We start from the raw sequence: 20,899 nt of genomic DNA, 5'->3' as shown, positions 1-20,899 counted from the left end.
GAAGGCACATGCGCACATCGATCATCGGCATCGGCGACACGGCGGATGCCGCGTTGCGGGACGCCGCAGTCGACACCGCCCACGTGGTGAGGGTCGACGCACTGGAGCAGCTGCTCCTGGTAGCTCAGGAGGACGGGTCGCCGGTGGTGCTGCTCGACGACACCACCGCGATCGTGCTGGCCGCCGCTGGTCCGCAACGAACCTACGCGACACTCGATCTCAGCGGCGGACCGTGCGAACCCGACCACGTCGAGCTGGCCGGCGAGGTGCCGGCGCACCGGCTCAACTCGGTGGCGGCCTCCTACCCCGGCTCGGCGCCCGGTAAGTCGATCGACGCCAGCCCCGGACTTCTCACTGCGGTCGCCCATGTCGCACAACACATCGCCGTCCGGAAACTGCCCAAGTCGTCTCTCGAAGTCCCCGAGGCGTGCAAACCGACGCTGACCACCGCCGGCTTCACCACTCCTGCCGAGACCCGCCCGTGGCTCCGCAGACACAGGGAAACTCCTGTGACAGCAGTGGTCGATGCGGACGCTGAACGCCTTGTCCTCCGCAGCGCCACTCCTCCGGCCGCCGCCCCGCTTCCGTTCCTGCTCGTCCTGCCCGGAAACAGCGTCGAGGAGATCGTGGCAGCGGCCCAGGTATGCCTCGACGAACTCGCCGCGGACCGCCCGGCACACGCGCTCATCGAAGAGCACTCCGGACGGCGCGGGCAATGGCGCGCGACGCTCGTGGGGACCGACAAGGAACAACTGCGGCACGAGTTGTCGGCCGCTGTGCGTGGACTGCCGGACATCTCGCCTGGCGGTGAGTGGGCCACACCTGCGGGCAGCTACTGCACGACCGCTCCGATCGGCGCGGCCTACCGCGTCGCGTTCGTGTACCCCGGCGGTTTCACCGCCTACCCGGACGTCGCCGAGGACCTGTTCGATCTCTTCCCCGCGCTGCGCGACCAGTTCGAGCGGGAGGCCGCCGAACCCGCCCGGCGCTACCGCCTCGACACGATCCACGGACTCGGCCTCACCCCCGGTCCGGCCGAGGCAATGCGGCACGAACGAGCCCTGCGCGACGACCTGGCGGGCATGGTCAACATCGGCCTCAACGTCGCGGTGCTCCACACCCGGATGCTTCGCGACCAGCTCGGACTGCGCCCGGACGGCGCGCTGGCCTACAGCTTCGGCGAGGCGAGCATGCTGTTCGCGCTGTCGGCTCTCGACTTCGCGGACTGGAATCCGTCCTCATTGGACGAGAGTCCGCTGGTTCAGAACGGCATCAGCGGCCGCAAGGACGTTGTGCGCCAGGTGTGGGCGACCGCAGACAACGAGGTGTGGGCCTCGCACGTCGTGCTCGCCGGCCCTGAACGCGTGCGAGCCGCCGTCGGCGATGAGGAGCGAGTCTTCCTCACCCACATCAACACGCCGGAGGAGACGGTGATCGCCGGCGATCCGGCGAAGTGTGCGGAAGTGCTGGCGAGGCTGGGATCTTCGTCGGCGAAGTCTCCAACGACCCACGTGCTGCACTGCGAGTTGCTCGACGGCTCGCGGCAACGACTGGCCGACCTGCACGCACACGAAGTGCGCCGCGTTCCCGATGCCGAACTGCTGTCGATGTTCGAGTTCGGGCCCGCGTCGCTGCCGGTCGGATCAACGCCGGCTCAACGAATTGCGCACACGCTCACCCACCCGGTCGACTTTCCCCGTCTGGTCGAGACTGCCTACCAGCGGGGCTACCGGTACTTCATCGAGGTCGGCCCGGCTGCGAGCTGCACCCGATGGATCCGTGACACGCTCGGCGATCGCCCGCACGTCGCGGTGTCGGTGGACCAGCGGGGCGTGCCCACCGGTCTCGCCGTCGCCAGGGTCCTCGCCCGGCTCGTATGTCATCGCGTTCCCGGCCCGGAGCCGGTGCTCGCCCTTCAAGTGGCGCTGGCGCATCGCCACGTCCTGCGCACACACAACGTGGCACAACAACACGCCGTGGCCGCGCTCACCCGTTCACTCCCCGAACCTGTGGAGCCTCAACGATGACGACGATCGAGCAGTCCCCGCTGGCCGACCTCGACGCGACCGTTCACCTGTTGCGTGGCGGCACCTTGACCACCGAGCGCCCGGCCGACGACAGCGAAGTCGTTGCAAGTGTTGGCCCGTTGCCTGCGGATCGGCTCGGCTCCGCCGCGTTCCGCGAGCGCCACGGCGTTCGCTACGCGTACCAAAGCGGTGCGATGGCCGGCGGAATCGCCTCCGCCGACCTGGTCATCGCCATGGCACGAGCGGGGTTCCTCGCGTCCTTCGGCGCGGCGGGGCTCACTCCAGATGTGATCGAGCAGGCCCTGTTGCGATTCGCGCGAGAGATCCCCGGACTGCCGTTCGCCTGCAATCTGATCAGCAGCCCCAGCGAACCGGCGTTGGAGCAAGGTGCCGTCCAGATGTTCCTGCGGCACGAGGTTCGGTGCGTCGAGGCCTCCGCGTTCGTGATGCTCAGCCCGAACATCGTGCGGTACCGGGTCGCGGGCCTCTCCCGTGGTCCAGACGGCGAGGTCGTGACTGCGAACCGCGTGATCGCCAAGGTGTCACGGCCCGAGGTCGCCGCGCGCTTCCTCGCCCCACCACCGGAGTCGATCGTCACGGAACTGGTCAAGGCGGGATTCGTGACCGCCGAACAGGCCATGCTCGCCCAGTTCGTGCCGATGGCGGACGACATCACCGCGGAGGCCGACTCCGGCGGTCACACCGACCGCAGACCGCTGCCCGTCCTGCTGCCGATGATCATCCGGCAGCGTGATGCCGCGGCGAGCCAGTACAAGATCCGCGTCGGGGTCGGTGCGGCCGGCGGAATCGGCACGCCCGAAGCAGTGGCTGGTGCCTTCGCGATGGGGGCCGGCTACGTGGTCACCGGCTCGATCAACCAGGCGTGTGTGGAAGCCGGCACCTCACCCGCTGTGCGGCAGGTACTGGCCGATGCCGGTCTGGCGGACTTCCAGATGGCACCCGCCGCGGACATGTTCGAGCTCGGTGCGGAGATCCAGGTGCTGCGCCGGAACACGATGTTCCCCATGCGAGCCAGGCGGCTGTACGAGCTGTACCGGCGCTACGACGGCGTGGAAGCGATCCCAGACGACGAGCGGACCAAGCTCGAAAAAGAAATCTTCCAGCAGCCGCTCGAACACGTGTGGCGTGAGGTGACCGAGTACTTCTCCCGGCGGGATCCCAGCCAGCTGGAACGTGCTGCGAAGGATCCGAAGCGCCGCATGGCCCTGTTGTTCCGCTGGTACCTCGGCATGGCGTCGCGCTGGGCGAGCACGGGCGACGAAAACCGCCGTCTCGACTACCAGATCTGGTGCGGGCCGGCGATGGCGGGGTTCAACGAATGGGCAGTATCGACGTTCTTCAAGGATCCCGGCCGACGAAAGGCCGCCGATGTGGCGCTGCACCTAATGAAAGGCGCCGCCTTCAACACCAGGGTGGCACACCTTCGTTCAGCTGAAGTTTCCATTCCTGATGAGTTCGAATGGACCTACTGCCCCACCGACTCGGACAGGCAGTAGGCCATCAAACACACTAGTTCAGGCACCGAGCCGCAGGTACTCCGGCTCGGTTGATTCAAATTCAACCAGTTCAGCCTCGGTCACCCGAAGAACCGCAGCGAGCGCGACGATGTCCCGGTGGCGGTTGAGCCGCCGGGACCCGTTCTCGAGCATGGACAGAAAGCCAGGTGACATCCCGGCCAGCCCAGCGGCGGCGCGCACGGTCAGCCCTCGACCGCGCCGCCGCGCACGTAGCCAGGGCCCGAGCGGCAACCGCACAGGTCCTGGCGTGACTGTACGCCGTCCACCCACAACAAAACTCGGCATTACCACGTCCCCCTCCATCCTGCCGTCAATCATGCAGGATCACCCGAACGCACCAGTCGGTTCGACGAATGGCACGGATCAGCGAAATCAATCGTGTGAAGGGCGAGTGAAGAAGACCCCTGCCGTCTCTCAGCCCCACAACCGGGACCGTACCGAGCGCACGCCGAATCGGCATGACACGCGAACAGGGAACACGCGAACGCGTAACACTCAACTACCGGCAGATATTCGAGTAGTCACTCAGTGACCCTACGCAAGAGTAGATAGCAGCTGTACCGCCCAGAGGCCGCAGAAAAATACACCAATCGGCCCATATTTGCCAGCAGACCTTCCTGCACGGACAAAACCCCAGCACGAGCCGTGTCCACTCGGACATACTTGATGGCAAGGGGGCAACGTGGAGACGGGAACTCTGGACGGAGCGCGCGAGAAGCAGCGCGTGAGCTTGACCCAGCAGCGTTTGCGAATCGGTTTCACAAGAATCGCCGTTGCGGTCAGGCTCGTTACCACTGCGGGGACGGTCGTTGTGGCGAGCGCTGCTCACGGCGTGTCCGGAGCCCAGCTCGGCCTGGTCGTGTCGGCAATGGTCCTCTGGTCGGTGATCTCCGCCGTCGCGGTGCTGGACAACGCGAACTCTCTGGTCGCGGCGGCCGACGTCGCGATCGTGGGCATGATCTGCGCGATCGACGACGTGCTCCTCCCGTCCCCCTCGGACCACGTGGACTGGACGATCCTGCTCGCGATCGGATCGCTGCTCGCCGGCCAGATGCTCTTCTCCGCTTCCGGCGGCCTGATCGTGTGCGCGGTGCTGGCGTCCGCCCAGCACGTCGGTGGCGCGTCGGCGTACATCGTGGCGATGCTGGTCGCGCAAGGGACGGTCACAGCGGTACTGATCCATCTCCTGAACAACGCCGTCCGCCAGGTCGACGAGGCGGTCACTCACGCCGCGTCGGCCTACGTGCACGCCGTCATAGCCGCGGCCGTGCGTGCTGACGAGGACGATTACCAGCGCAGGCTCCACGACACCGGCCTCGCGACCTTGACCATGGTGGCGTCCGGCGCGGTTCAGGACGGCAGCGCGATGTTGCGCCAGCGTGCCGCGGCTGACCTCCGCACGTTGCAGAGCGCGGGCCATCGCACCGGGCCCACCCCGGATCTCTCCGACAGCAGTCTCGACCTGGCCCTGCGCACACTCGAATCGACCTGGGTGCCCGGCCTTCCCCAGCTGCGCATCGACTTCGACCTCGTCCCCGTCCGCCTGCCGAAACACGTCGTCATGGCGTTCACCGAGGCGACGGCCGAAGCCCTCACCAACGTGGCACGACATTCAGGGAGCCAAATCGCCTCTGTGAGCGTCAGAGAGTGCGGTGACGGAATCGAGGTGACAGTGCACGACGACGGCCGGGGCTTCGACACCCGGCAGGTTCCGCATCACCGTCGTGGTCTGCGCGGGTCGATCGTCGACCGCATGAGTGCGGTGGGCGGCACCGCTGACGTCCAGAGCGGACGATACGACGGCACAAGCGTGACGATGCGGTGGTGGCGTGTTCGCGGCAACAGCTGACCAGGCCGGAAAGAGCAACAACCGGACCATGACCGCGGTTGTCGTCGTGATGGCGGCCGCGTGGAACGTGTGGCACGCACTGGCCGCGGACAAGCCGGCCCCGTTCGTCCACCCGGCGGCGATGGTTTCGATCGTCCTCACCGCGCTCACCGTCAGCATTGCGGTGCTCATGGCGCGGTTGCAGGTCGGCACCTACGCGATTCGGGTACTTGCCTTGTGCGCCACCGGTATCAGCATCGCCACTGTCACCGCCTACATCCCGGACAACGCCGTCGAGGAGATCGGCTGCTGGATGTCGGGGACGGTCGGGTGGATCGGAGTGCTGCTCATCCTGCACTGGCAACTGAACATCGTCGGCGGAGTCCTGATCGGACTTCCCTCGCTGAGCTTCGCCACGCTGGTGTTGATGCAGCAACCGGCACATCCGGTGGTGCTGAGGCTCTTCAGCGGACTGTTCATCACGGTGGGCGTGCAGATCTGCGCGGTGCTCGTCGACAGAGTGATCATTCAGGCGGTGCGCACCACCGTCTCCGCGACCCACTCCGGCGTGATGATCGCCGCGAAGGACAACGCCGCGCGAGCCGTCCAGACCGGGCGCCTGCGCCGCTTCGCCGAGATGGACCGCGAGTTCACCAGGCTGCTAGCCGACTTCGCACACGGCGGAATCGAACCGTCTGATCCCGCGGTACGAAGACGTTGTGAACTCGCGGTGGGCAGGATGCGCAGACTCCTCGCCGAGAGCGACACGGTCGAAACCCCGCTGCTGCACGAACTTCGAGCCAGCGCCGACGCGGCCGAGCGACGCGGAGTGGTCGTCGAGCTCATCGTGGTCGGCGACGTGCCCCAGATAGCAACGACAGCAAGACGAGCGATCACGGAAGCAGCGCTCGTGACGCTGGTCGCCACGCAGTCGCACGCCCGAATCACCGTGCTCGCGGAGAGCGACGCCGTGACCGTCAGCGTCTTCGCTGACGGTGGCGGCACACCGCTCGAGCAGATCCGCGAGCCACCAACCGAAGAAGTGTCGATCGACGTTCAGGAGGAGGAAGGACGCCTGTGGCTGGAAGCGCATTGGACAGCCCCATCAGGGTCGCGATCATCGATGACCATCCCGTCGTGATCGAGGGGGTCGAGAGCTGGCTCACCGGAGACTCACGCATCCAGGTCGTGCACACCGGTGACGACGTGGACAAGCTGACCGCGGACGACCGACTCCAACCCGATGTCGTGTTGCTGGACCTCAGCCTGCACGGGCGGCTGGACCTCGACAACGTCGCCAAGCTGGCGGACACGGGCCAGCGCGTCGTCGTCTACTCGCAGTTCACCGGCCACGGCTTGATCCTGCGCACGCTGGAGTCCGGCGCGCGCGAGTTCGTCGCGAAGCACGAAGGACGCGAGCACCTCGTCAAGGCGGTGGTCGCCGTCGCAGCCGACCAGCCGTACGTCGGCCCGGTGATGGCAGGCGCGTTGATCAGCGACGGCGGCGCCGACCGACCGAAGCTGTCCGAACAGGAACGCATCGCACTGCTGCTCTGGTTCCAGTCGTCGTCGAAGGCTTCGGTGGCGCGCAAGATGCAGGTCTCACCGCATACCGTCGACATGTACATCCGCCGGGCGCGCCAGAAGTACGAGAAGGCAGGCCGATCCGCATATTCCAAGTCGGAGCTGCTCGCCCGCGCGATCGAGGACAACCTGGTGGCGCCCGAGGAACTCAACGGCGACACGCCCTGACCTCCTGACCGACCGGGTTCGGTGGCCGATACTGAACATCGTGCCGAATCCTCGCCGCTTGGAGCCGATCCCGACGTGGGAAACAAAGTTCGCCGAACGCCACGCGCAGGCACTGGCGGCTGCCCACCGCCTGTCGGAGGACGAGCTTGCGGCGCACGACGGGGACGCGCTCATCGAGGCAGTTCTCGCCCACCACGCCGCATCTCCAGTGGTGCCGAGGTTCGATCTCAAGTGGAACAAGATGCAAGAGACCAACGCACTCGGCTTCGAGACAAGCGACACCGCTCATCCCGCACACTTCAGTTTGAACGTGCCATGTGAGGGTGCCGGTTCCGCCCTCTTCGACGTGCCCGACCGGATCATGAACAGCGGTGGCACCACCGATCCTCTGCTCCGAACCAAACAACCCGACTATCCGGCCTGGCAGATTTCACTGAATCTGAGTCTTGCCGCAGCCGACGACGAGGTGTGGCTGACGTTCGAGTCAGTCCTCCGCGACGCCTGGGACAAGGTCGAAGAGTCGCTGACGGCGGCTGCCAAGGTTGCCAATCAGCAGATCGATGAGCACCGCGCCGAGGTTCGAGCCGCGATATCGCCGGTCATCAAGTCGCGGCGAGCGCGCGTCATCGGCCTTCGCAGCGCGGCGGCCGGCCTGTCGATCCCGCTTGAGCCGGTGGCAACGGCGTAGGTCAGGGCACGTTTCGCCCGCTGTTCATGTTCGCGTCGCCAGCTGACCGGCACGACCACCTCTGCCCTGGATCGACATGAACCGATCTGCCGGTGCTTGTCGTTCCCGATCGACTCGCATGGAGGCACCGTGCCGCCGCGTCCCACCACGGACCAGCGGATCATCCCGCTGGCTTGGGTACAGCGCGGCGAACTCGACGCGTGAGCAGACCGAGATCGCTTGGGCGGTGGCCGGATCGGCGGCTAAGACTCGGCTACCGATGGCCGGGATCTGTTGGTGGGAACGCCTAACCAAGCGGGGGCCGTCCTCACGGACGGCCCCCGCACGCTCGTTCAGCACCAACCTCGTCAGCTCCAGCGACAACCAATCATTGGTCACGAGCGACGCGAGGTAGGCCCTCGGTCTGGGCGAGAATCGTGCAAATGTCGTTCTCGGTGCAGGTTGCTGGGTCGGTCGCCGCACCTCGTCGGGCAAGACCGCGGAGCGCGTCGCGTGTCTTGGTCATTTCGGCCAGGCGGCGCTCGATGTCGGTCAGGCGCTCGCTGATCAAAGCGGTGACGTGACGACAGGGTGCCTGACCACCATCGCGCAACGCGAGGACAGAGCTGATCTCGGCGAGCGTGAGGCCGGCACTCTGCGCGTTGCGGACGAAGGCGAGTCGCGCGACGGCCTGCTCGGGATAGTCGCGGTAACCGCCACTTGTACGTGGCGGCGCGGGCAGCAGACCGGACTGCTCGTAGAAGCGGATGGTCTTCGTGCTCAACCCGCTTGTCACAGCGAGAGTCCCTATGCGCATACCCCGGACGCTACTCCTTGACCTTCCAGTGCGCTGGAAGGTCTAGCGTCGTGGTGTGCGGAACAAGACTGGAAGGCACGCAATGCGGATCACGGTGCTGACGGTTCCGGGATGCCCGAATGCGGCCCCGGCGCTCGAGCGGGTCACAGCTGCCCTCGCGGGCCGGGCCGCAGAGATCGAGTTGGTCGAGGTACACGACCAAGACCAGGCCTGTGCACTGGGGATGACGGGCTCTCCTACGATCCTGCTCGACGGCATCGACCCGTTCGCGACTGCCGAGGCGGTGCCATCGGTGTCATGCCGCCTATACCGGGGCGCGGACGGAACGGTGGCAGGAGCGCCGAGCGAAGCCGCACTGCGGCATGCGATCGATAGTGCTGACCTTCCGCAACCGGCCGCTGTCGGCGACTGCTGTGAGTCGGACGCGCTCGACGCCGTCGGCCGTGGGGGGAGAGGGCGTCGCGCGCCCGACGCGCGAGGCCTGCGGGCGGTGCATCAGGCGGTGCTGCGCCAGTTCGCCGCCACCGGCACCGCTCCCGCACCGGACGAGCTGGAACCGATCGCCGCCGAAGCGGGCCGGACGGCCGGTGACGTGCTGGAGGAACTGGCCCGCGAGGACTTCCTGACCTTGGACGGGCAAGGGCACATCCGCGCCGCTTATCCGTTCTCCGCCACGGAGACGCGCCACCGCGTACGGATCGATGGAGGCGCCGAGGTGTGGTCGATGTGCGCGATCGACGCGCTCGGCATCCCGGCGATGCTCAACCGTGACGCCGAGATCACCTCCACCGACCCGGTGACCGGCGAGCCGATCACCGTCACCACGCGGGACGGCACGGCGACCTGGGAACCTGCCGGTGCGGTGGTGTTCGTCGGACAACGCCCAGGTGGCGGACCCGCGGCCACGGCATGCTGCGACGCGCTGAACTTCTTCCGGAGCCATACCACCGCCCACTCCTGGATCAGCGAGCATCCCGAGGTCCCCGGACGCATCGTCGAGCAGGCGCAGGCGGAAGAGATCGCCGCGCGGACTTTCGGCCCGGTTCTCGCTTCCGGATCGTCATGAACGCGCTCGAGAAAGTCAGACGCGTGCCTCGACCCCGAGTTCCTGGAGGAGCTCACGCACGTGGCGCTCGATCTCGTCGCGCACGGGGCGGACGTCGGCGACGTCCTTGCCGGCCGGGTCGTCGAGCGTCCAGTCCAGATAGCGCTTGCCTGGGAACACCGGGCACGCGTCGCCGCAGCCCATAGAGACGATCACGTCGGCGGCGCGGACGATCTCGTCGGTCCACGGCTTGGGGAACTCGCGGGAGATGTTGATACCGCGCTCGAGCATGGCTTCGACGGCGGCCGGGTTGATCTCGTTTCCGGGCTCGGAGCCGCCGGACCAGGCCACCGCGCGGTCCTCGGCGAGGTCCTCGAAGAAGCCGAGCGCCATCTGGCTGCGGCCGGCGTTGTGCACGCAGAGGAAGAGCACGATCGGCTTGTTGTCCGTCACGTGTCCTTCGACCTTGGCCAGGGCGTGCAGCCTCTGGCGGGCGAACCGTTCGGCCAGCAGCGGCAGGAAGTTCGGGATGGTGCTGTTCGAGGCGAACTGGTCGTAGCTGGTGTTCAGGAACCGTTCGATGGTCTCGGTGCCGAAGATGCCGTCAAACTGCGACTGCAGGCGGCTGGCGGCGGTCTTGAGGGCGAGTTGCTGGTCGATGCTCAGGGTCATCGCTCTTCTCCAGACTGGTGAACGACGGGGGCCAGCCGGTCGACCCGGTCGGCGAGATCGAGGAAGGCGTGTTCGAAGGCGTCCTCGGTGCCGGCACGGGCCGGGTCGGGAACCGACCAGTGCAGGCGGTCGAGGTGACTGTCGAGCTGTTCGTGGGCGTTGTCGCAGACGGCGACCACGAGGTCGTCCGGCCGCAGGATGTCTTCGACCCGTGCGGTACGGGCACGGGCGAGCGGCAGGCCGTGCGCCTTGGCGGTCACGACCGCGAGCGGGTGCACTCCGTCCGCCGGCTTCGTACCGGCGGAGGCGGTGGGCACGGTGCTGCGCTTCTTCCACAGTGCGGCGGCGAGCTGGGAGCGCGCCGAGTTGTAGGTGCAGACGAACACCACGCGCGGCGCGACCCGTTGCCCGGCCGGGCCGAGCCCGGTCAGCGCGTCGGTGCGCAGCCGCAGGTAGTTGCGGCGCTGATCGCCTTCCGAGCGAGTGCGCTCGAGCAAGCCTGCCTGTTCCAGCAACTTCACGTGGTGTGCCAACAGGTTGCTGGGCAGGCCGAGTTCGCGACCGACCTCGCTGGGCGAGGCGTCGCCCAGGAGCAGCCGGTCGACGATCGCCAGCCGCGCGGGTTCGCCGAGCACCGCGTACAGCCGTGCCCGCTCCACCACCGAGGAAGACCACTCAATGTTCATTGACTCAATGGTGATTGAGTAATCTTCGGCTGTCAACGCTGCCGCCCGGCACGGCACAGAATCACAACGACCCACATGCTGTGCGGCTGAGCTCGGTACGCATTGAGCGGTCACGGTCAATCTGCTGACGGAAAGCCTGCTCGGCGCCTCTTGGGCGATCCGGATGCATCGCAACGCTTCTACAAGGTTCTTGCCGACCTGATGGCCCTCATGGCGGCCACCCCCGTGCTGACCCGCGTCACCAGTCTGGGCACGCTCGACTTGCCACCAGTGTTCCTGAGCACCATCGGGGTCGCCGCAGGGTTCGGCATCGACGTGGTCGCCGCCATCATGGTTGTCGGCTCGGCCTCTGGTGCGGGACAGGCTGCTCCTGGGCGTTTCCCCGGCCTGGTGCCGATCCCCGCACACGACGTCACCCTGCTGATCTCCGCTCCGAATCCGCGTCGTCACCACTGAGCGCCTGCTGCGCGTGGAGGCACGCGCGCAGCAGATGAACGCCACAACCGAGCCGAATCAGGCTCGCCAGTACGGCCGTGATGGCCAAAACGCTGAGCCCGGCATCGGAACTGGTGGCCAGGACGGTGAGCATGCCGAGGTCCCCGACCATGCAGCCCACCGCGACCGCTGCAGCGCCAGCCAAGGCCCGCCGAGGGACAGCGGACGGCACCCAGCGCGTCAAACCGCCAGTGGTGGCAAGCACCAACAGTCCTATGAGGACCGCGACACCGATCAACGGCAGCACCGGAATGCCTGCCGGTGAAGTCGGCGCGAGCAGAAGCAGCCACCAGACACCCACCAGCGGGCCGGTGACGACCAGCACCGTGACGACGTGCCGTGCCTGCTGCGTGACCAACTCCCCTGCAAACGCGGCAGCGACCTGGTCAACCGTGCCGAACTCGCCAACAGCGGCTTCGGCGGCCGCTCGGGGTGGGCTACCGCTGTCGGTGTGGCGGGCGGCGGCTTCCGTCAAACCGTCGCGGAGTTCGTCGAGCACCGCGACGCGCGCCCGGCGCGGGCCTGGAAGACGAGTGGCGAGGGCGGCCAGATAACCCTCGATGATCAGGACGTCGCGGGCCATTGTCGCCTCGCCAGCAACGCTGACACCGCCGTCGAGAACGTGTCCCACACAACCCGTTCTGCCTTCAAGGCCTCGCGCCCGGCCAGCGTGATCTCGTAGGTGCGGCGACGCCGGCCGCCAACGGTGTCCCACCGGCTGTGCACCAGTCCAGAACGTTCCAGCCGATGCAGCGCCGGGTACACCGTCCCGGTCGGCAGATCGAAAGTGCCGTCGCTGCCTTCCCGCACGGCCTCGATCACCGCGTAGCCGTGTCGCGGCCCGCCTTCCAGGACCGCCAGCAGCAACGCGTCCAAGTGCCCCTTGAGCGTCTCGGGCCTCATAGGTAGCAACGCTACTCCGGCGGCTTGACAAAGTCACAACTTGCCAGTTCAAAGCCTTGGAGTAGCATCGCTACCTATAGCAATACTAGCTATAGGCGGTGGTGGCCGTGGACATCCTTCACCTGACCGAGGCGATAGACGTCGACCGCGAGGAAGCAGGCGGCAAGGCGTCCACGTTGGCCGAGCTGCTCGCGATCGGTTTCCCCGTACCACCGGGCTTCGTCGTGCTCGCACGCGCCTTCGAGCAGTCCGACACAGCTCTCGACGCCACGTTGCTCGAGGCCGCCGAGCGGCTGGGTAGCAGCCCATTCGCTGTGCGGTCCTCGGCTGCGGCGGAGGATCTCCCCGACGCGTCCTACGCCGGGCTGTACGAGTCGTTCCTCAACGTCCCCCTCGGCGGACTCCCCGAGGCGGTCCGGGCCTGCCGAGCCTCGATGGCCGCCGCGCGCGTGACCGCGTACCGGGACACGCCGACGCAGATGGCGGTGCTGGTGCAAACGATGGTCGAGGCCGACGCTGCGGGAGTGGCGTTCACCGCGGACCCGCTCACCGGTGACCGGGACGACTTACTGGTCACCGCGGTCCGCGGCTTGGGCGAGCGACTGGTCGGCGGCGAGGCCATCGGTGATCAGTGGACGGTGCGAGGCAGTGCGGTGCGATGTCAGCGGGTGACCGAACACGCGGTGGACGCCGATCAGGTTCGCGCGGTCGCCGAGCTGGCTCGCCGAGTCGAGGCCCACTTCGGACGGCCGCAGGACATCGAGTGGGCCTTCGCGGCGGGGCGACTGTTCCTGATGCAGGCACGGCCGATGACCGCCCTGCCCGATCCCGTGGACTGGCGCGCACCCGGACCAGGATTGTGGCAGCGCAACTTCCGGCTCGGCGAGTGGCTGCCGGAGCCGCTGACTCCGCTGTTCGCCGACTGGGTGCTCCCCCGCATCATCGCCGGGTTCAACGAGGAGATGAAAGCGACGGCCGGCGTCTCGCTGCCGTTCGGGCACGAGCTCGTGCACGGCTGGTACTACACGACGCCGCACCCGGTCATCACACCCGCGCGGCTCGCCGGAGCTTTCGTCCAAGGCAGGCTGACCTTGGTGCGGTTCGTACATCATGCGCTGGTACGGCCACTGGTGAATCCTCCTGCTGCCGACACCGCGCTTCTCGCGCAACTCCATGTCCGATGGACGGAGTTGCGTACGCGGTACCAGCAGCTCGCCGACAGCGCGGAGAGCGAGGTCGACGACATCGCCTTCCTCGCGGGCAGGTACCTGTGGCTGCTGGCAGTCGTCGGAGGCGCCGCGTGGAAGATGGAGGCCGCGCTGGGACGTTTCGCCCGGCGGTACCTCGCTGATCAGCTTCCTGACGGCGCAGCGGTGTTGCTCGCCGGCTTGCCGGGCATCGAGACGGACATCCCGCCGCACGCGGTGTACTCGCTCGACTGGTATCACCCGATGGCTACGCAGTCCACACTGGATGAATCCCGACGCACCAGGTCCGCCACAAACCGTGAGGCCGCAGAGAACCTGTGCCGCGCCGCACTCACCAATCGGCCCTCGTCGCGGGCGAAGTTCGACGTATTGCTCGCCGTCGCCCAGCGCTATGCCGTCATTCGCGAGCAGCAGGCACGTGACCTCACGCTCGGCTGGCCGTTGCTGCGCCGCCTCGCACTGCTTCATGGCGCGGAATTGCCATCCAGCGATCCAACCGACATCTTCTTCTGCACCCGCGCCGAGCTGAACACCAAGGACGAGAACCTCGCTGCGGTGATTCAGCAGCGGCGCACCACCTGGCAGCGGCAGCGTCGTCTGGCAGCGCCGCTGCAGCTGGGCACTCCGTCCCGACTGGTCGGCGTGGTCATGAGCAGAGCAGGCGCTGCCCACTCCCCGCCACCCGCCGCGGACAACTCGATCACCGGCCAACCGGCCAGCCCAGGGCGAGCCAGCGGCAGGGTCAGGATTCTGCGCGAGCCCAGCGAGATCGATCGGTTCGTCCCCGGTGAGGTGCTCGTCGCACCGACGACCACTCCTGCGTGGACTCCGCTGTTCGCCATCGCGGCGGCGGTTATCACTGATGGCGGCAACCTCGCCGCGCACGCCTCGCTCGTCGCCCGCGAATATGGCATCCCCGCGATCGTAGGAACCGGCAACGGGACCCGCGTGCTGTCCGAAGGACAAACCGTCGCCGTCGACGGCACCACTGGCGTCGTGAGCTGGTGATGGCAATGGCCCTGCAGGTCCTGATCGTCAGCCACGTCCTGGTGGTGTGCGTGCCGAAATTACGTCTGCACAGGTCAAGCGGCATGCCGATACTCGTGGAGGACTCCACCGAGACGGTCCCGTCGGAGTACCGCGAGGCGTCCGATCCGGTCAGGTCCAAGGGGTTGGAGTCGGGCTCGCAAGGGTGCTGCGGCGGCGAGGGATCGGTGAGTACGGTGCTGGTTGTAGTGCTGCTCGTACGCTTGCAGCGCGTGCCGGAGGTGGGCCTCGTTCCAGATCAGCGTGCGGTCCAGGAGCTCGTCGCGGAGCGTCTTGACCCAGCGTTCCATGATCGCGTTCATGCCGGGGCACCCGGACGCCAGTCAGGATCGTCGCGATCCCGGCGCCGCCGAGGATCTCGTCGATCAGTGCGGGGGATTTGCCGTCACGATCACGGATGAGAAACCTGACTCGTGCGAGGCTGCCGGCGTCCTCGAGGTCCATCAGGAGATTTCGGACGGCCTGTGTCACCCAAGCATGTGTTGGGTGCGCGGTTGTGCCGAGAATGCGCACGCGCCTACCGGCGTGGTGGACAGCGGCGAGGATGTACTGGCGTGCGCCGGTCAGCGTGACGGTCTCGATGAAATCCATCGCCAGGACCACCTCGGCCTGGGAGCGCAGGAACTCGGCCCATGTAACGGTCGCTCGGTGTGGCGCCGGGTCGACGCCAGCAGCTTTGAGGATCTCCCACACAGTCGAAGGAGCGACCGTGACACCGAGGAGGGCGAGTTCTCCGTGGATGCGCCGATAGCCCCACGAGGAGTTCTCGGCCGCCAGACGCAGGACAAGGCGGCGGACCGATGCCACGGTGCGCGGACGCCCAGGCCTTCGACGCCGGCTCGTCCGGGCGTGGCGACGCTTCACCAGGTCACGATGCCATCGCAGCACCGTGTCCGGGCTGACCAGCAGTCTGAGTCGGCGCAGAGTTGCGCGAGCCAGCGGCGTCAGGAGCGCGGCGAGGAACGCCCTGTCCTCAGGTCGGAGTTGTGGGCGTCGGTCGCCGAGTTGGCGTTGCAAGACGGTGAGTGGGTGGCGAAGAGCGAGAATCTCGACGTCCTTCTCGCGGTCAGTCAGTGGCAGTAGCCGCAGCGCGGCGAAGGCGTGGGTGACGGCAAGGTAAGCGAAGCGGACCAGCACGGGGCGCGATCATGCCCGACGACCGCCAGCCACGCGCCGAGCCCCGCGACCTGCACGGACGTACATTTCGGCACGCACAGGGTGTTGCAGTCGGGGCTGTTGACGTCGCTGACCCACCAGTCCGAGTTGTCGATCCGGAAATACGACACCCCAGCACCGGGGTCGGTCTGTCTGCCGAACGCGCCCGTGATCGCGAAAACCCCAGCCGGAGTGGCGGACGAGGACTCCCCGTAGGAACCGGAGATACCGGGTGAGCCCACCTTGGCCGCGACACCACTGATCACCGGCGTCCAGTCGCTTCCAGATCTCTGCCACGTGGACAACATCGCGTTCGAGCCTCCCGTACCCACCACCGAGATCACCTGGCTGGCGCCGCCAACACGACTGGTGAACCACGGCGCCTCGGCACGCTGCACCGTGGTCGTGACCGGGGCTGCGGCCCGCGGTGCTGTGGAAGTGGTTACCGGTGACTTGGCAGTACTGCTCGCTGACGTGGTTGTGGTGACCACGCGCGAGGTCGGATCGGCAGAGGAATTGGTCGTGGTCGCTTCGGCGGACGTGGCTCGCTGCTCACTCGATGCGGTGACAGCGGACTCCTGCGGAGATCCGTTAGCGGACACCACGACGAAGGTGGCGACGGCGACGGCGGCCACGACGGGGCACAGGACCCGGACCGCGAGGGAACCTTTGCCAGACGCCGCAACATACCGCTCTCCACGTGCACGTGGTGGCGCGATCCACGCCACCACTTCGGCTTCATCCGGTACAGGACTGTAGCGAGGCATCCACCGCGGCCTTTGACCGCAGGCGAACACCTCGCAACGGGAGATGCGGGGTGGCAAGGCCAGCTTGTCCACCCCGCATCAGACAACCAATCTCAGTTGCCCTTGCCTCGCGTCTCGGCAAAACGGAAGGAAATCCACTCGAGTGACCCGTCGCGCCCTGCCAGAATCGGACTCAGGGTCACCCCCTGCATGAGTGGTTCGATCTTCTTCAGCCACGGCCCGACTTGCTCAAGACTCCTTGCGATCACTACAAGAGCATTTTCTTTGTTGTACTGAAGGACACTGAGCAGAGCCGGGACGTCAATCCCCCTAAAGTCCAACTCGACGAACAGCTCGGAGCCGTCGCCTGGTCCCGATTCAGGCGTGTCGTCCTGGAACAATCGCCAACCGTGCAGCCGATGTTCGCCGAGCTCTTCCGAGACTTGCACGATGGCGTCCACGAAATTGCGCCCCGCCATCTGTGGCGGTACCAATGCCAAGAGTCCATCGCCCAGGTATTCCGTACCGATCAGGGAAACCTGATCAGACTCGACGACCCGCTCACCGCCGACGGGCTCCTCGACGATCCGACGTACCGGGGGACCGGTCTTCAACTTCTTGGCCACCTTGTCGAGCGCCTCGAAAGACTTCGACTCGATGTATTCGCCAACCTCGGCCAGGAGGCGTGAACTGGCGATCTCGTCCGGGACGACCAGTTCCACCATGGCAGTCCCGTCCAGTACGACCACCTTACCTTCGAAGTCCGAGAAGAATGGAGTAACGACCGCGACCAGAACACTGTCCGCCTTCGTTCCCGCAAGCCAGGCGGCTTCGTCGATGCTGTCGTTCACCTTATTGGCGATCTGCTCCACAAGTGGCTGCCAGTACAGCCCCCAGGGCTTCCTGGAGCGGGATGGTCCGACCCACCACGGAATCAGAGATGGATCGCTGGAGAATGTCCACTGGACCAGGATCACTTTGCTCTCCTTACCGGCAGCTCGGCTGACCTGGCGGGCAACGGCCGTAGATACGCTTGTACTGCATGATCCTGGCGTGTTCCCACTTTCTCGCCGGAATCCTTCCGCCGAAAGGCCCTGCCATGTGTTTGACAGTACAGGCCGACCCCATCACAGCCGCACATTTCTTGAGTTGTTGCGTCGGGCGGGCAGTGTAGGGCTTCCTGGCCGTGATCCCGTACTTGAAGATTCTTCCCCTCGAATCCTCGATCCTGTACCCGTAGTAGGGTCCCTTGTAGCGGTTCGAGTTCTTGTGAGGTTTAGGTGCGGTAACTGCCTGCGTTGCCACGTGGGTGGCGGCAATCATCACCGCGAGACCGACCAGCGCGCCGGCGAACATCCCTACCGGCCCGAACGGCGTGCCGATTGCCGCTCCAGCGGCGCACGACGGGCATCGTCCGTCGAGGTCCGTCTGGTTGATCGGGTCGGCGTCAGCGTAGTCGTAGTCGTTGGCGCTGCCGCCTTCGACCGGGTCGACGGACAGGAAGCGGCCGAGCAGCGGGCTGTAGGGCCGGGCTCCCATTTGGACGATGGCCAGCGCTCCGGCGTGCTCGTAGGGGCGTTGGTGCTGTCCGAGCCAGCCGTGGTCCATCTGGCCTGGCATGTTGTCGGGGACGTTGTCGGGATCGACCGTGCCGTCGGCCCGGAGCGGTTCCCCGTGTGGCGTGAACGTCCGCAGGGTGCCGACCTGCTTGCCGTCGGCGCCGGTGGTCAGCCCGAGGTCGCCGCGGACGGTGGGGTGGTCGAGCGTGCGGTCACTGGCCTGTGGTTTCCACGTGTACAGCGCACCGCCGGGCAGACTGATGCTGCGTGACTGGACCCTGTTGTCCGCGCCAAGGGCCAGGTCGGCGGTGTCGCCGCTGCCGGTGTGGCCGTAGCGCACGTCGGTCTCGGTGTCGCCTTGGGCGGCAGTCCTGCGGATGATCCGGTCGGTGGCGTCGCGAATGTAGGACACGTCGGCCGGCGTGGTTCCGGTGGTACGGACAGCGATGTTGCGCTCCGCGCCGTCCCACGACAGATACGTCGTCGCACCGCCGGTGGTGTACTGAGTGGTGTTGCCGTTGCTGTCGTACTGCACGTTGGTCACCGGGGTCGTACCCGTGGTAGCCAGCAGTCGGTCGGCGGCGTCGTAGCAGTAGCCGGTCTCCGCCGTGCCGGACGAGGTCTCGTCCAGCAGCCGTACACGGTTCGTGTTCAGGCCCGCGTTCGACTTCGTGCCCGCAGGGCACGCCGCGTTCGCGGTGGAGGTGAAGTCGTAGGTGTAGTGGTGTCCTGCCACCCACGCCTCGGTCAGTCCGCCGTCCGCGTCGTAGACGTAGTTCGGGGCTCCCGGTCGAGCATCGATTCCGCCCAGGGACTCGTCGGTGATCGTGCCCGCTCGGGTTCGGTCCACGGTCGAGTTGATCTGGACGTTGTCGCTGGTCTTCCAGCCTTGCGACAGGATCCGGCCTGCGGAATCCTTCCCGACAGAACTCAGGGAGGTGCCGTTGACATAGGCCGCGGATACCAGTTCACCCGCGGCGTCGTAGGTGACGGTCGCGAGCACCGTGGCGTCCATGGCCATGGTGAGCATTCGGCCCGCGTCGTCGTAGGTGTAGGTGGTGGTCTGAGCCGCGTCGGCCGCGCTCGGCGGGTTCAGCTTCTCGGAGGTGACGCGCCCCGCCAGGTCGTACGTCGTTTCGGTACGGGTACCGAAAGCGTCGGTGTATTCGACCACACGGACAGGTCCGCGTAGAACTGGCCGTCTGGAAACCGATCGACGCGGTCTCCGAGCCACTTCAACGCCAAGGCCGTCTTCCCGATCCCGCCGACGCCGACGATCACTACCACTGCCGGTCCAGTGCGACTCAGGAACACCTCATCCAACGCCGAGAGCTCCGCTGCTCGCCCGGTAAAGCCGGTCGGGACTGAAGGCAGCTGACGAGGTGCGTCTCGCTTAATGGCGGAGTGGACGTGCACCCCCGCCGTTGATCACCTGGGCTTGCACCACCGTGCCGGACACGGTCCCCACCACACGGTTATCGCCTTGGACACGTTGCCCGTCCATCGGCACCTCCCGAGCGAAGTCGGAGCCTCGGAGTATGCGGAACCAACGGGTGCACGTGACTAGATGATCACTACTTGTCACCTGATCGGCGCACTGCGCTGATCAGGTGCGGTGAGCCGTGATCGTCATCGGAGGCTTGCCGGTCACGGGTCCGACCTCCACCCAAGATCGAGAACAGAACATCCTGGTGTCGTTTCCCTCAGGCCCCCCTCCCCGCACCCAGTGTGCAGCTCTCACAGCATCGGGCGCTCCGTGCGCCTTGCCCATCGGTCAGTCGTGTTCGAGGCTGCTGGTCTCGCCGCCCATCCGCACTGCGTGTCCGTGACCTCCAGCCTTCAGAGGCACGCTCCGCACGGTTGACCCCGCGTTGAAAGATAGTCATATAAGCTCCCCTCAATTAGTTCATATTAATAAAAGTCCACAGGTTGGGCCAGGCATCCCCCTGCGCGGCGAGAACCCGCGCTTTCCTGAGAGCCCCTAAGGGGGCACCAAACGCGCTAGGCAGCTATCCACCAGCATGTTCATGATATGGACACGACGCGCGACCATTCGATGAAGGTGGACGCCATGCCAACGAATCCAGTAATACCGTCGACGCGAAACGCGGAGATCTTCATGGAGGAGAAGTGCTATGCCCAAAAACGAGACGCCCGAAGAAGACACAGAAGGAAAGTCCGGTCGCGCCCCAGATGCGCGTACCGACGCACAGGCCAGACAGGCGTTCCACATCATCTGCCAGAACGAGGGGACTTGGGAATCTGACAGCCACGTCGGTGTGCGGGGCTCCTGCGGGCGACCGTGGCCATTCGCCACCTTCCGTCGAGCACTCAAGTCCTAAACCAGGACGACCCGGATCTCACCAGGAGTCTGTGGCATGGCGTGCTGCCATGCCACAGACCGGACAACAGTCGTGACCACGCACTAAGCGGCGTGTCACTAGACCAGTGAGCGCGCCATCACGTACGGCACAGACCCTGAACCGGTAGTAAATCCGGTAGCTGAGACGCCTCAGCACTAGCGAGACGCCGACGATGCAATGGGACCCTGCAAACCAGTTCAGGCAGCTCAAGACTCGCGTGATGAGATCGGCGCGAAGGCCTGAAACTCGACAGGATCCGCCACCACCTAAGCGCTCACCACAGAAACACCAGTAGCTCGATGCGCTCGTTCGATCAGCCTTGATTTCCCGAGCTTGGGCAAGATGCGCGGCGGCCGGGCGCCATGCAGCTAGTGATATGGCTCTCGCTGAT

The 20,899-nt window shown here is 66.4% G+C and carries 20 protein-coding genes; 10 read left to right on the top strand and 10 right to left on the bottom strand.

The window, feature by feature from the left end; translation table 11 throughout:
• Nucleotides 1-8: 8 nt before the first annotated feature.
• Nucleotides 9-2,027, top strand: a complete 2,019-nt coding sequence (locus SK803_RS41515) for a hypothetical protein (RefSeq protein WP_319971709.1) — start codon at nt 9-11, stop codon at nt 2,025-2,027.
• Nucleotides 2,024-3,544 (top strand): PfaD family polyunsaturated fatty acid/polyketide biosynthesis protein, encoded by a 1,521-nt coding sequence (locus SK803_RS41510; protein WP_319971708.1) that lies wholly within the window; start codon nt 2,024-2,026, stop codon nt 3,542-3,544. The genes SK803_RS41515 and SK803_RS41510 overlap by 4 nt, the downstream gene beginning before the upstream one ends.
• 18 nt (nt 3,545-3,562) lie before the next feature.
• On the opposite strand, the gene SK803_RS41505 is transcribed toward SK803_RS41510, so the two are convergent.
• On the bottom strand, nt 3,563-3,850 hold the full coding sequence (locus tag SK803_RS41505; RefSeq protein WP_319971753.1) for a helix-turn-helix domain-containing protein: 288 nt from the start codon (nt 3,848-3,850) through the stop codon (nt 3,563-3,565).
• A gap of 526 nt (nt 3,851-4,376) precedes the next feature.
• Here SK803_RS41505 and SK803_RS41500 point away from each other — a divergent pair.
• From SK803_RS41500 to SK803_RS41485, 4 genes are read left to right on the top strand one after another with little or no spacing between them, the layout of a single operon-like run.
• Nucleotides 4,377-5,414 (top strand): sensor histidine kinase, encoded by a 1,038-nt coding sequence (locus SK803_RS41500; protein WP_319971707.1) that lies wholly within the window; start codon nt 4,377-4,379, stop codon nt 5,412-5,414.
• A gap of 28 nt (nt 5,415-5,442) precedes the next feature.
• Entirely contained in the window at nt 5,443-6,534 is a 1,092-nt protein-coding gene (locus SK803_RS41495) for a hypothetical protein (protein ID WP_319971706.1), read from the top strand.
• Entirely contained in the window at nt 6,531-7,145 is a 615-nt protein-coding gene (locus SK803_RS41490) for a DNA-binding response regulator (RefSeq protein WP_319971705.1), read from the top strand. The genes SK803_RS41495 and SK803_RS41490 overlap by 4 nt, the downstream gene beginning before the upstream one ends.
• Nucleotides 7,146-7,203: 58 nt before the next feature.
• On the top strand, nt 7,204-7,833 hold the full coding sequence (locus tag SK803_RS41485; protein ID WP_319971704.1) for a hypothetical protein: 630 nt from the start codon (nt 7,204-7,206) through the stop codon (nt 7,831-7,833).
• Nucleotides 7,834-8,200: 367 nt separating this feature from the next.
• Here the strand turns inward: SK803_RS41485 and SK803_RS41480 are convergent, their stop codons facing one another.
• On the bottom strand, nt 8,201-8,629 hold the full coding sequence (locus tag SK803_RS41480) for a heavy metal-responsive transcriptional regulator (protein ID WP_319971703.1): 429 nt from the start codon (nt 8,627-8,629) through the stop codon (nt 8,201-8,203).
• 82 nt (nt 8,630-8,711) lie between these two features.
• Here SK803_RS41480 and SK803_RS41475 point away from each other — a divergent pair, with 82 nt between their 5' ends.
• Nucleotides 8,712-9,695: an alkylmercury lyase family protein gene (locus tag SK803_RS41475; protein WP_319971702.1), complete on the top strand. Its 984-nt coding sequence runs from the start codon at nt 8,712-8,714 to the stop codon at nt 9,693-9,695.
• A 15-nt stretch (nt 9,696-9,710) separates the two neighbouring features.
• Here SK803_RS41475 and SK803_RS41470 read toward each other — a convergent pair whose 3' ends face one another.
• Nucleotides 9,711-10,346 carry an arsenate reductase ArsC gene (locus tag SK803_RS41470; protein WP_319971701.1) on the bottom strand — a complete coding sequence of 212 codons (636 nt, stop codon included), beginning with the start codon at nt 10,344-10,346 and terminating at the stop codon, nt 9,711-9,713.
• On the bottom strand, nt 10,343-11,032 hold the full coding sequence (locus SK803_RS41465) for an arsenate reductase/protein-tyrosine-phosphatase family protein (protein ID WP_319971700.1): 690 nt from the start codon (nt 11,030-11,032) through the stop codon (nt 10,343-10,345). Before SK803_RS41465 ends, SK803_RS41470 begins: the two co-directional genes overlap by 4 nt.
• 150 nt (nt 11,033-11,182) lie before the next feature.
• On the opposite strand from SK803_RS41465, the gene SK803_RS41460 reads away from it, so the two are divergent.
• Nucleotides 11,183-11,488 carry a hypothetical protein gene (locus SK803_RS41460; RefSeq protein ID WP_319971699.1) on the top strand — a complete coding sequence of 102 codons (306 nt, stop codon included), beginning with the start codon at nt 11,183-11,185 and terminating at the stop codon, nt 11,486-11,488.
• On the opposite strand, the gene SK803_RS41455 is transcribed toward SK803_RS41460, so the two are convergent.
• Together SK803_RS41455 and SK803_RS41450 are read right to left on the bottom strand one after the other, a co-directional pair.
• Entirely contained in the window at nt 11,445-12,110 is a 666-nt protein-coding gene (locus tag SK803_RS41455; RefSeq protein WP_319971698.1) for a permease prefix domain 1-containing protein, read from the bottom strand. The genes SK803_RS41460 and SK803_RS41455 overlap by 44 nt on opposite strands.
• On the bottom strand, nt 12,092-12,430 hold the full coding sequence (locus SK803_RS41450; RefSeq protein WP_319971697.1) for a PadR family transcriptional regulator: 339 nt from the start codon (nt 12,428-12,430) through the stop codon (nt 12,092-12,094). The genes SK803_RS41455 and SK803_RS41450 overlap by 19 nt, the downstream gene beginning before the upstream one ends.
• Nucleotides 12,431-12,537: 107 nt before the next feature.
• On the opposite strand from SK803_RS41450, the gene SK803_RS41445 reads away from it, so the two are divergent.
• Complete coding sequence (locus SK803_RS41445) at nt 12,538-14,646, top strand: PEP/pyruvate-binding domain-containing protein (protein WP_319971696.1); 2,109 nt, start codon at nt 12,538-12,540, stop codon at nt 14,644-14,646.
• Nucleotides 14,647-14,720: 74 nt separating this feature from the next.
• Here the strand turns inward: SK803_RS41445 and SK803_RS41440 are convergent, their stop codons facing one another.
• Nucleotides 14,721-14,975, bottom strand: a complete 255-nt coding sequence (locus SK803_RS41440) for an integrase core domain-containing protein (RefSeq protein WP_319971752.1) — start codon at nt 14,973-14,975, stop codon at nt 14,721-14,723.
• Between SK803_RS41440 and SK803_RS41435 the strand changes: the two genes are divergently transcribed.
• A complete protein-coding gene (locus tag SK803_RS41435; RefSeq protein ID WP_319971695.1) occupies nt 14,974-15,768 on the top strand; it encodes a hypothetical protein in 795 nt (264 codons plus the stop codon). The two genes, SK803_RS41440 and SK803_RS41435, sit on opposite strands and share 2 nt — an antisense overlap.
• Here the strand turns inward: SK803_RS41435 and SK803_RS41430 are convergent.
• The 3 genes from SK803_RS41430 to SK803_RS41420 form a co-directional block, all read right to left on the bottom strand.
• Nucleotides 15,756-16,175, bottom strand: coding sequence for a hypothetical protein (locus tag SK803_RS41430; protein WP_319971694.1), 420 nt, complete (start codon nt 16,173-16,175; stop codon nt 15,756-15,758). The two genes, SK803_RS41435 and SK803_RS41430, sit on opposite strands and share 13 nt — an antisense overlap.
• A 524-nt stretch (nt 16,176-16,699) precedes the next feature.
• Nucleotides 16,700-17,563 (bottom strand): hypothetical protein, encoded by an 864-nt coding sequence (locus SK803_RS41425; RefSeq protein WP_319971693.1) that lies wholly within the window; start codon nt 17,561-17,563, stop codon nt 16,700-16,702.
• 10 nt (nt 17,564-17,573) lie between these two features.
• A complete protein-coding gene (locus SK803_RS41420) occupies nt 17,574-19,319 on the bottom strand; it encodes an RHS repeat-associated core domain-containing protein (RefSeq protein ID WP_319971692.1) in 1,746 nt (581 codons plus the stop codon).
• Between the last annotated feature and the right edge of the window lie 1,580 nt (nt 19,320-20,899).

This window comes from Lentzea miocenica (assembly GCF_033949945.1).
GTDB classification, from domain to species: Bacteria; Actinomycetota; Actinomycetes; order Mycobacteriales; family Pseudonocardiaceae; genus Lentzea; species Lentzea miocenica.
This window is presented reverse-complemented; position numbering and strand designations above follow the sequence as displayed.

Excerpts from the sequence above, each read along its gene's own strand:
- SK803_RS41515 (WP_319971709.1), top strand. The coding sequence starts at position 9 with ATGCGCACATCGATCATCGGCATCGGCGACACGGCGGATGCCGCGTTG.
- SK803_RS41475 (WP_319971702.1), top strand. The coding sequence starts at position 8,712 with ATGCGGATCACGGTGCTGACGGTTCCGGGATGCCCGAATGCGGCCCCG.
- SK803_RS41440 (WP_319971752.1), bottom strand. The coding sequence starts at position 14,975 with ATGGAACGCTGGGTCAAGACGCTCCGCGACGAGCTCCTGGACCGCACG.
- SK803_RS41435 (WP_319971695.1), top strand. The coding sequence starts at position 14,974 with ATGATCGCGTTCATGCCGGGGCACCCGGACGCCAGTCAGGATCGTCGC.
- SK803_RS41465 (WP_319971700.1), bottom strand. The coding sequence starts at position 11,032 with ATGAACATTGAGTGGTCTTCCTCGGTGGTGGAGCGGGCACGGCTGTAC.
- SK803_RS41510 (WP_319971708.1), top strand. The coding sequence starts at position 2,024 with ATGACGACGATCGAGCAGTCCCCGCTGGCCGACCTCGACGCGACCGTT.
- SK803_RS41480 (WP_319971703.1), bottom strand. The coding sequence starts at position 8,629 with ATGCGCATAGGGACTCTCGCTGTGACAAGCGGGTTGAGCACGAAGACC.
- SK803_RS41505 (WP_319971753.1), bottom strand. The coding sequence starts at position 3,850 with ATGCCGAGTTTTGTTGTGGGTGGACGGCGTACAGTCACGCCAGGACCT.
- SK803_RS41470 (WP_319971701.1), bottom strand. The coding sequence starts at position 10,346 with ATGACCCTGAGCATCGACCAGCAACTCGCCCTCAAGACCGCCGCCAGC.
- SK803_RS41450 (WP_319971697.1), bottom strand. The coding sequence starts at position 12,430 with ATGAGGCCCGAGACGCTCAAGGGGCACTTGGACGCGTTGCTGCTGGCG.
- SK803_RS41495 (WP_319971706.1), top strand. The coding sequence starts at position 5,443 with ATGACCGCGGTTGTCGTCGTGATGGCGGCCGCGTGGAACGTGTGGCAC.
- SK803_RS41455 (WP_319971698.1), bottom strand. The coding sequence starts at position 12,110 with ATGGCCCGCGACGTCCTGATCATCGAGGGTTATCTGGCCGCCCTCGCC.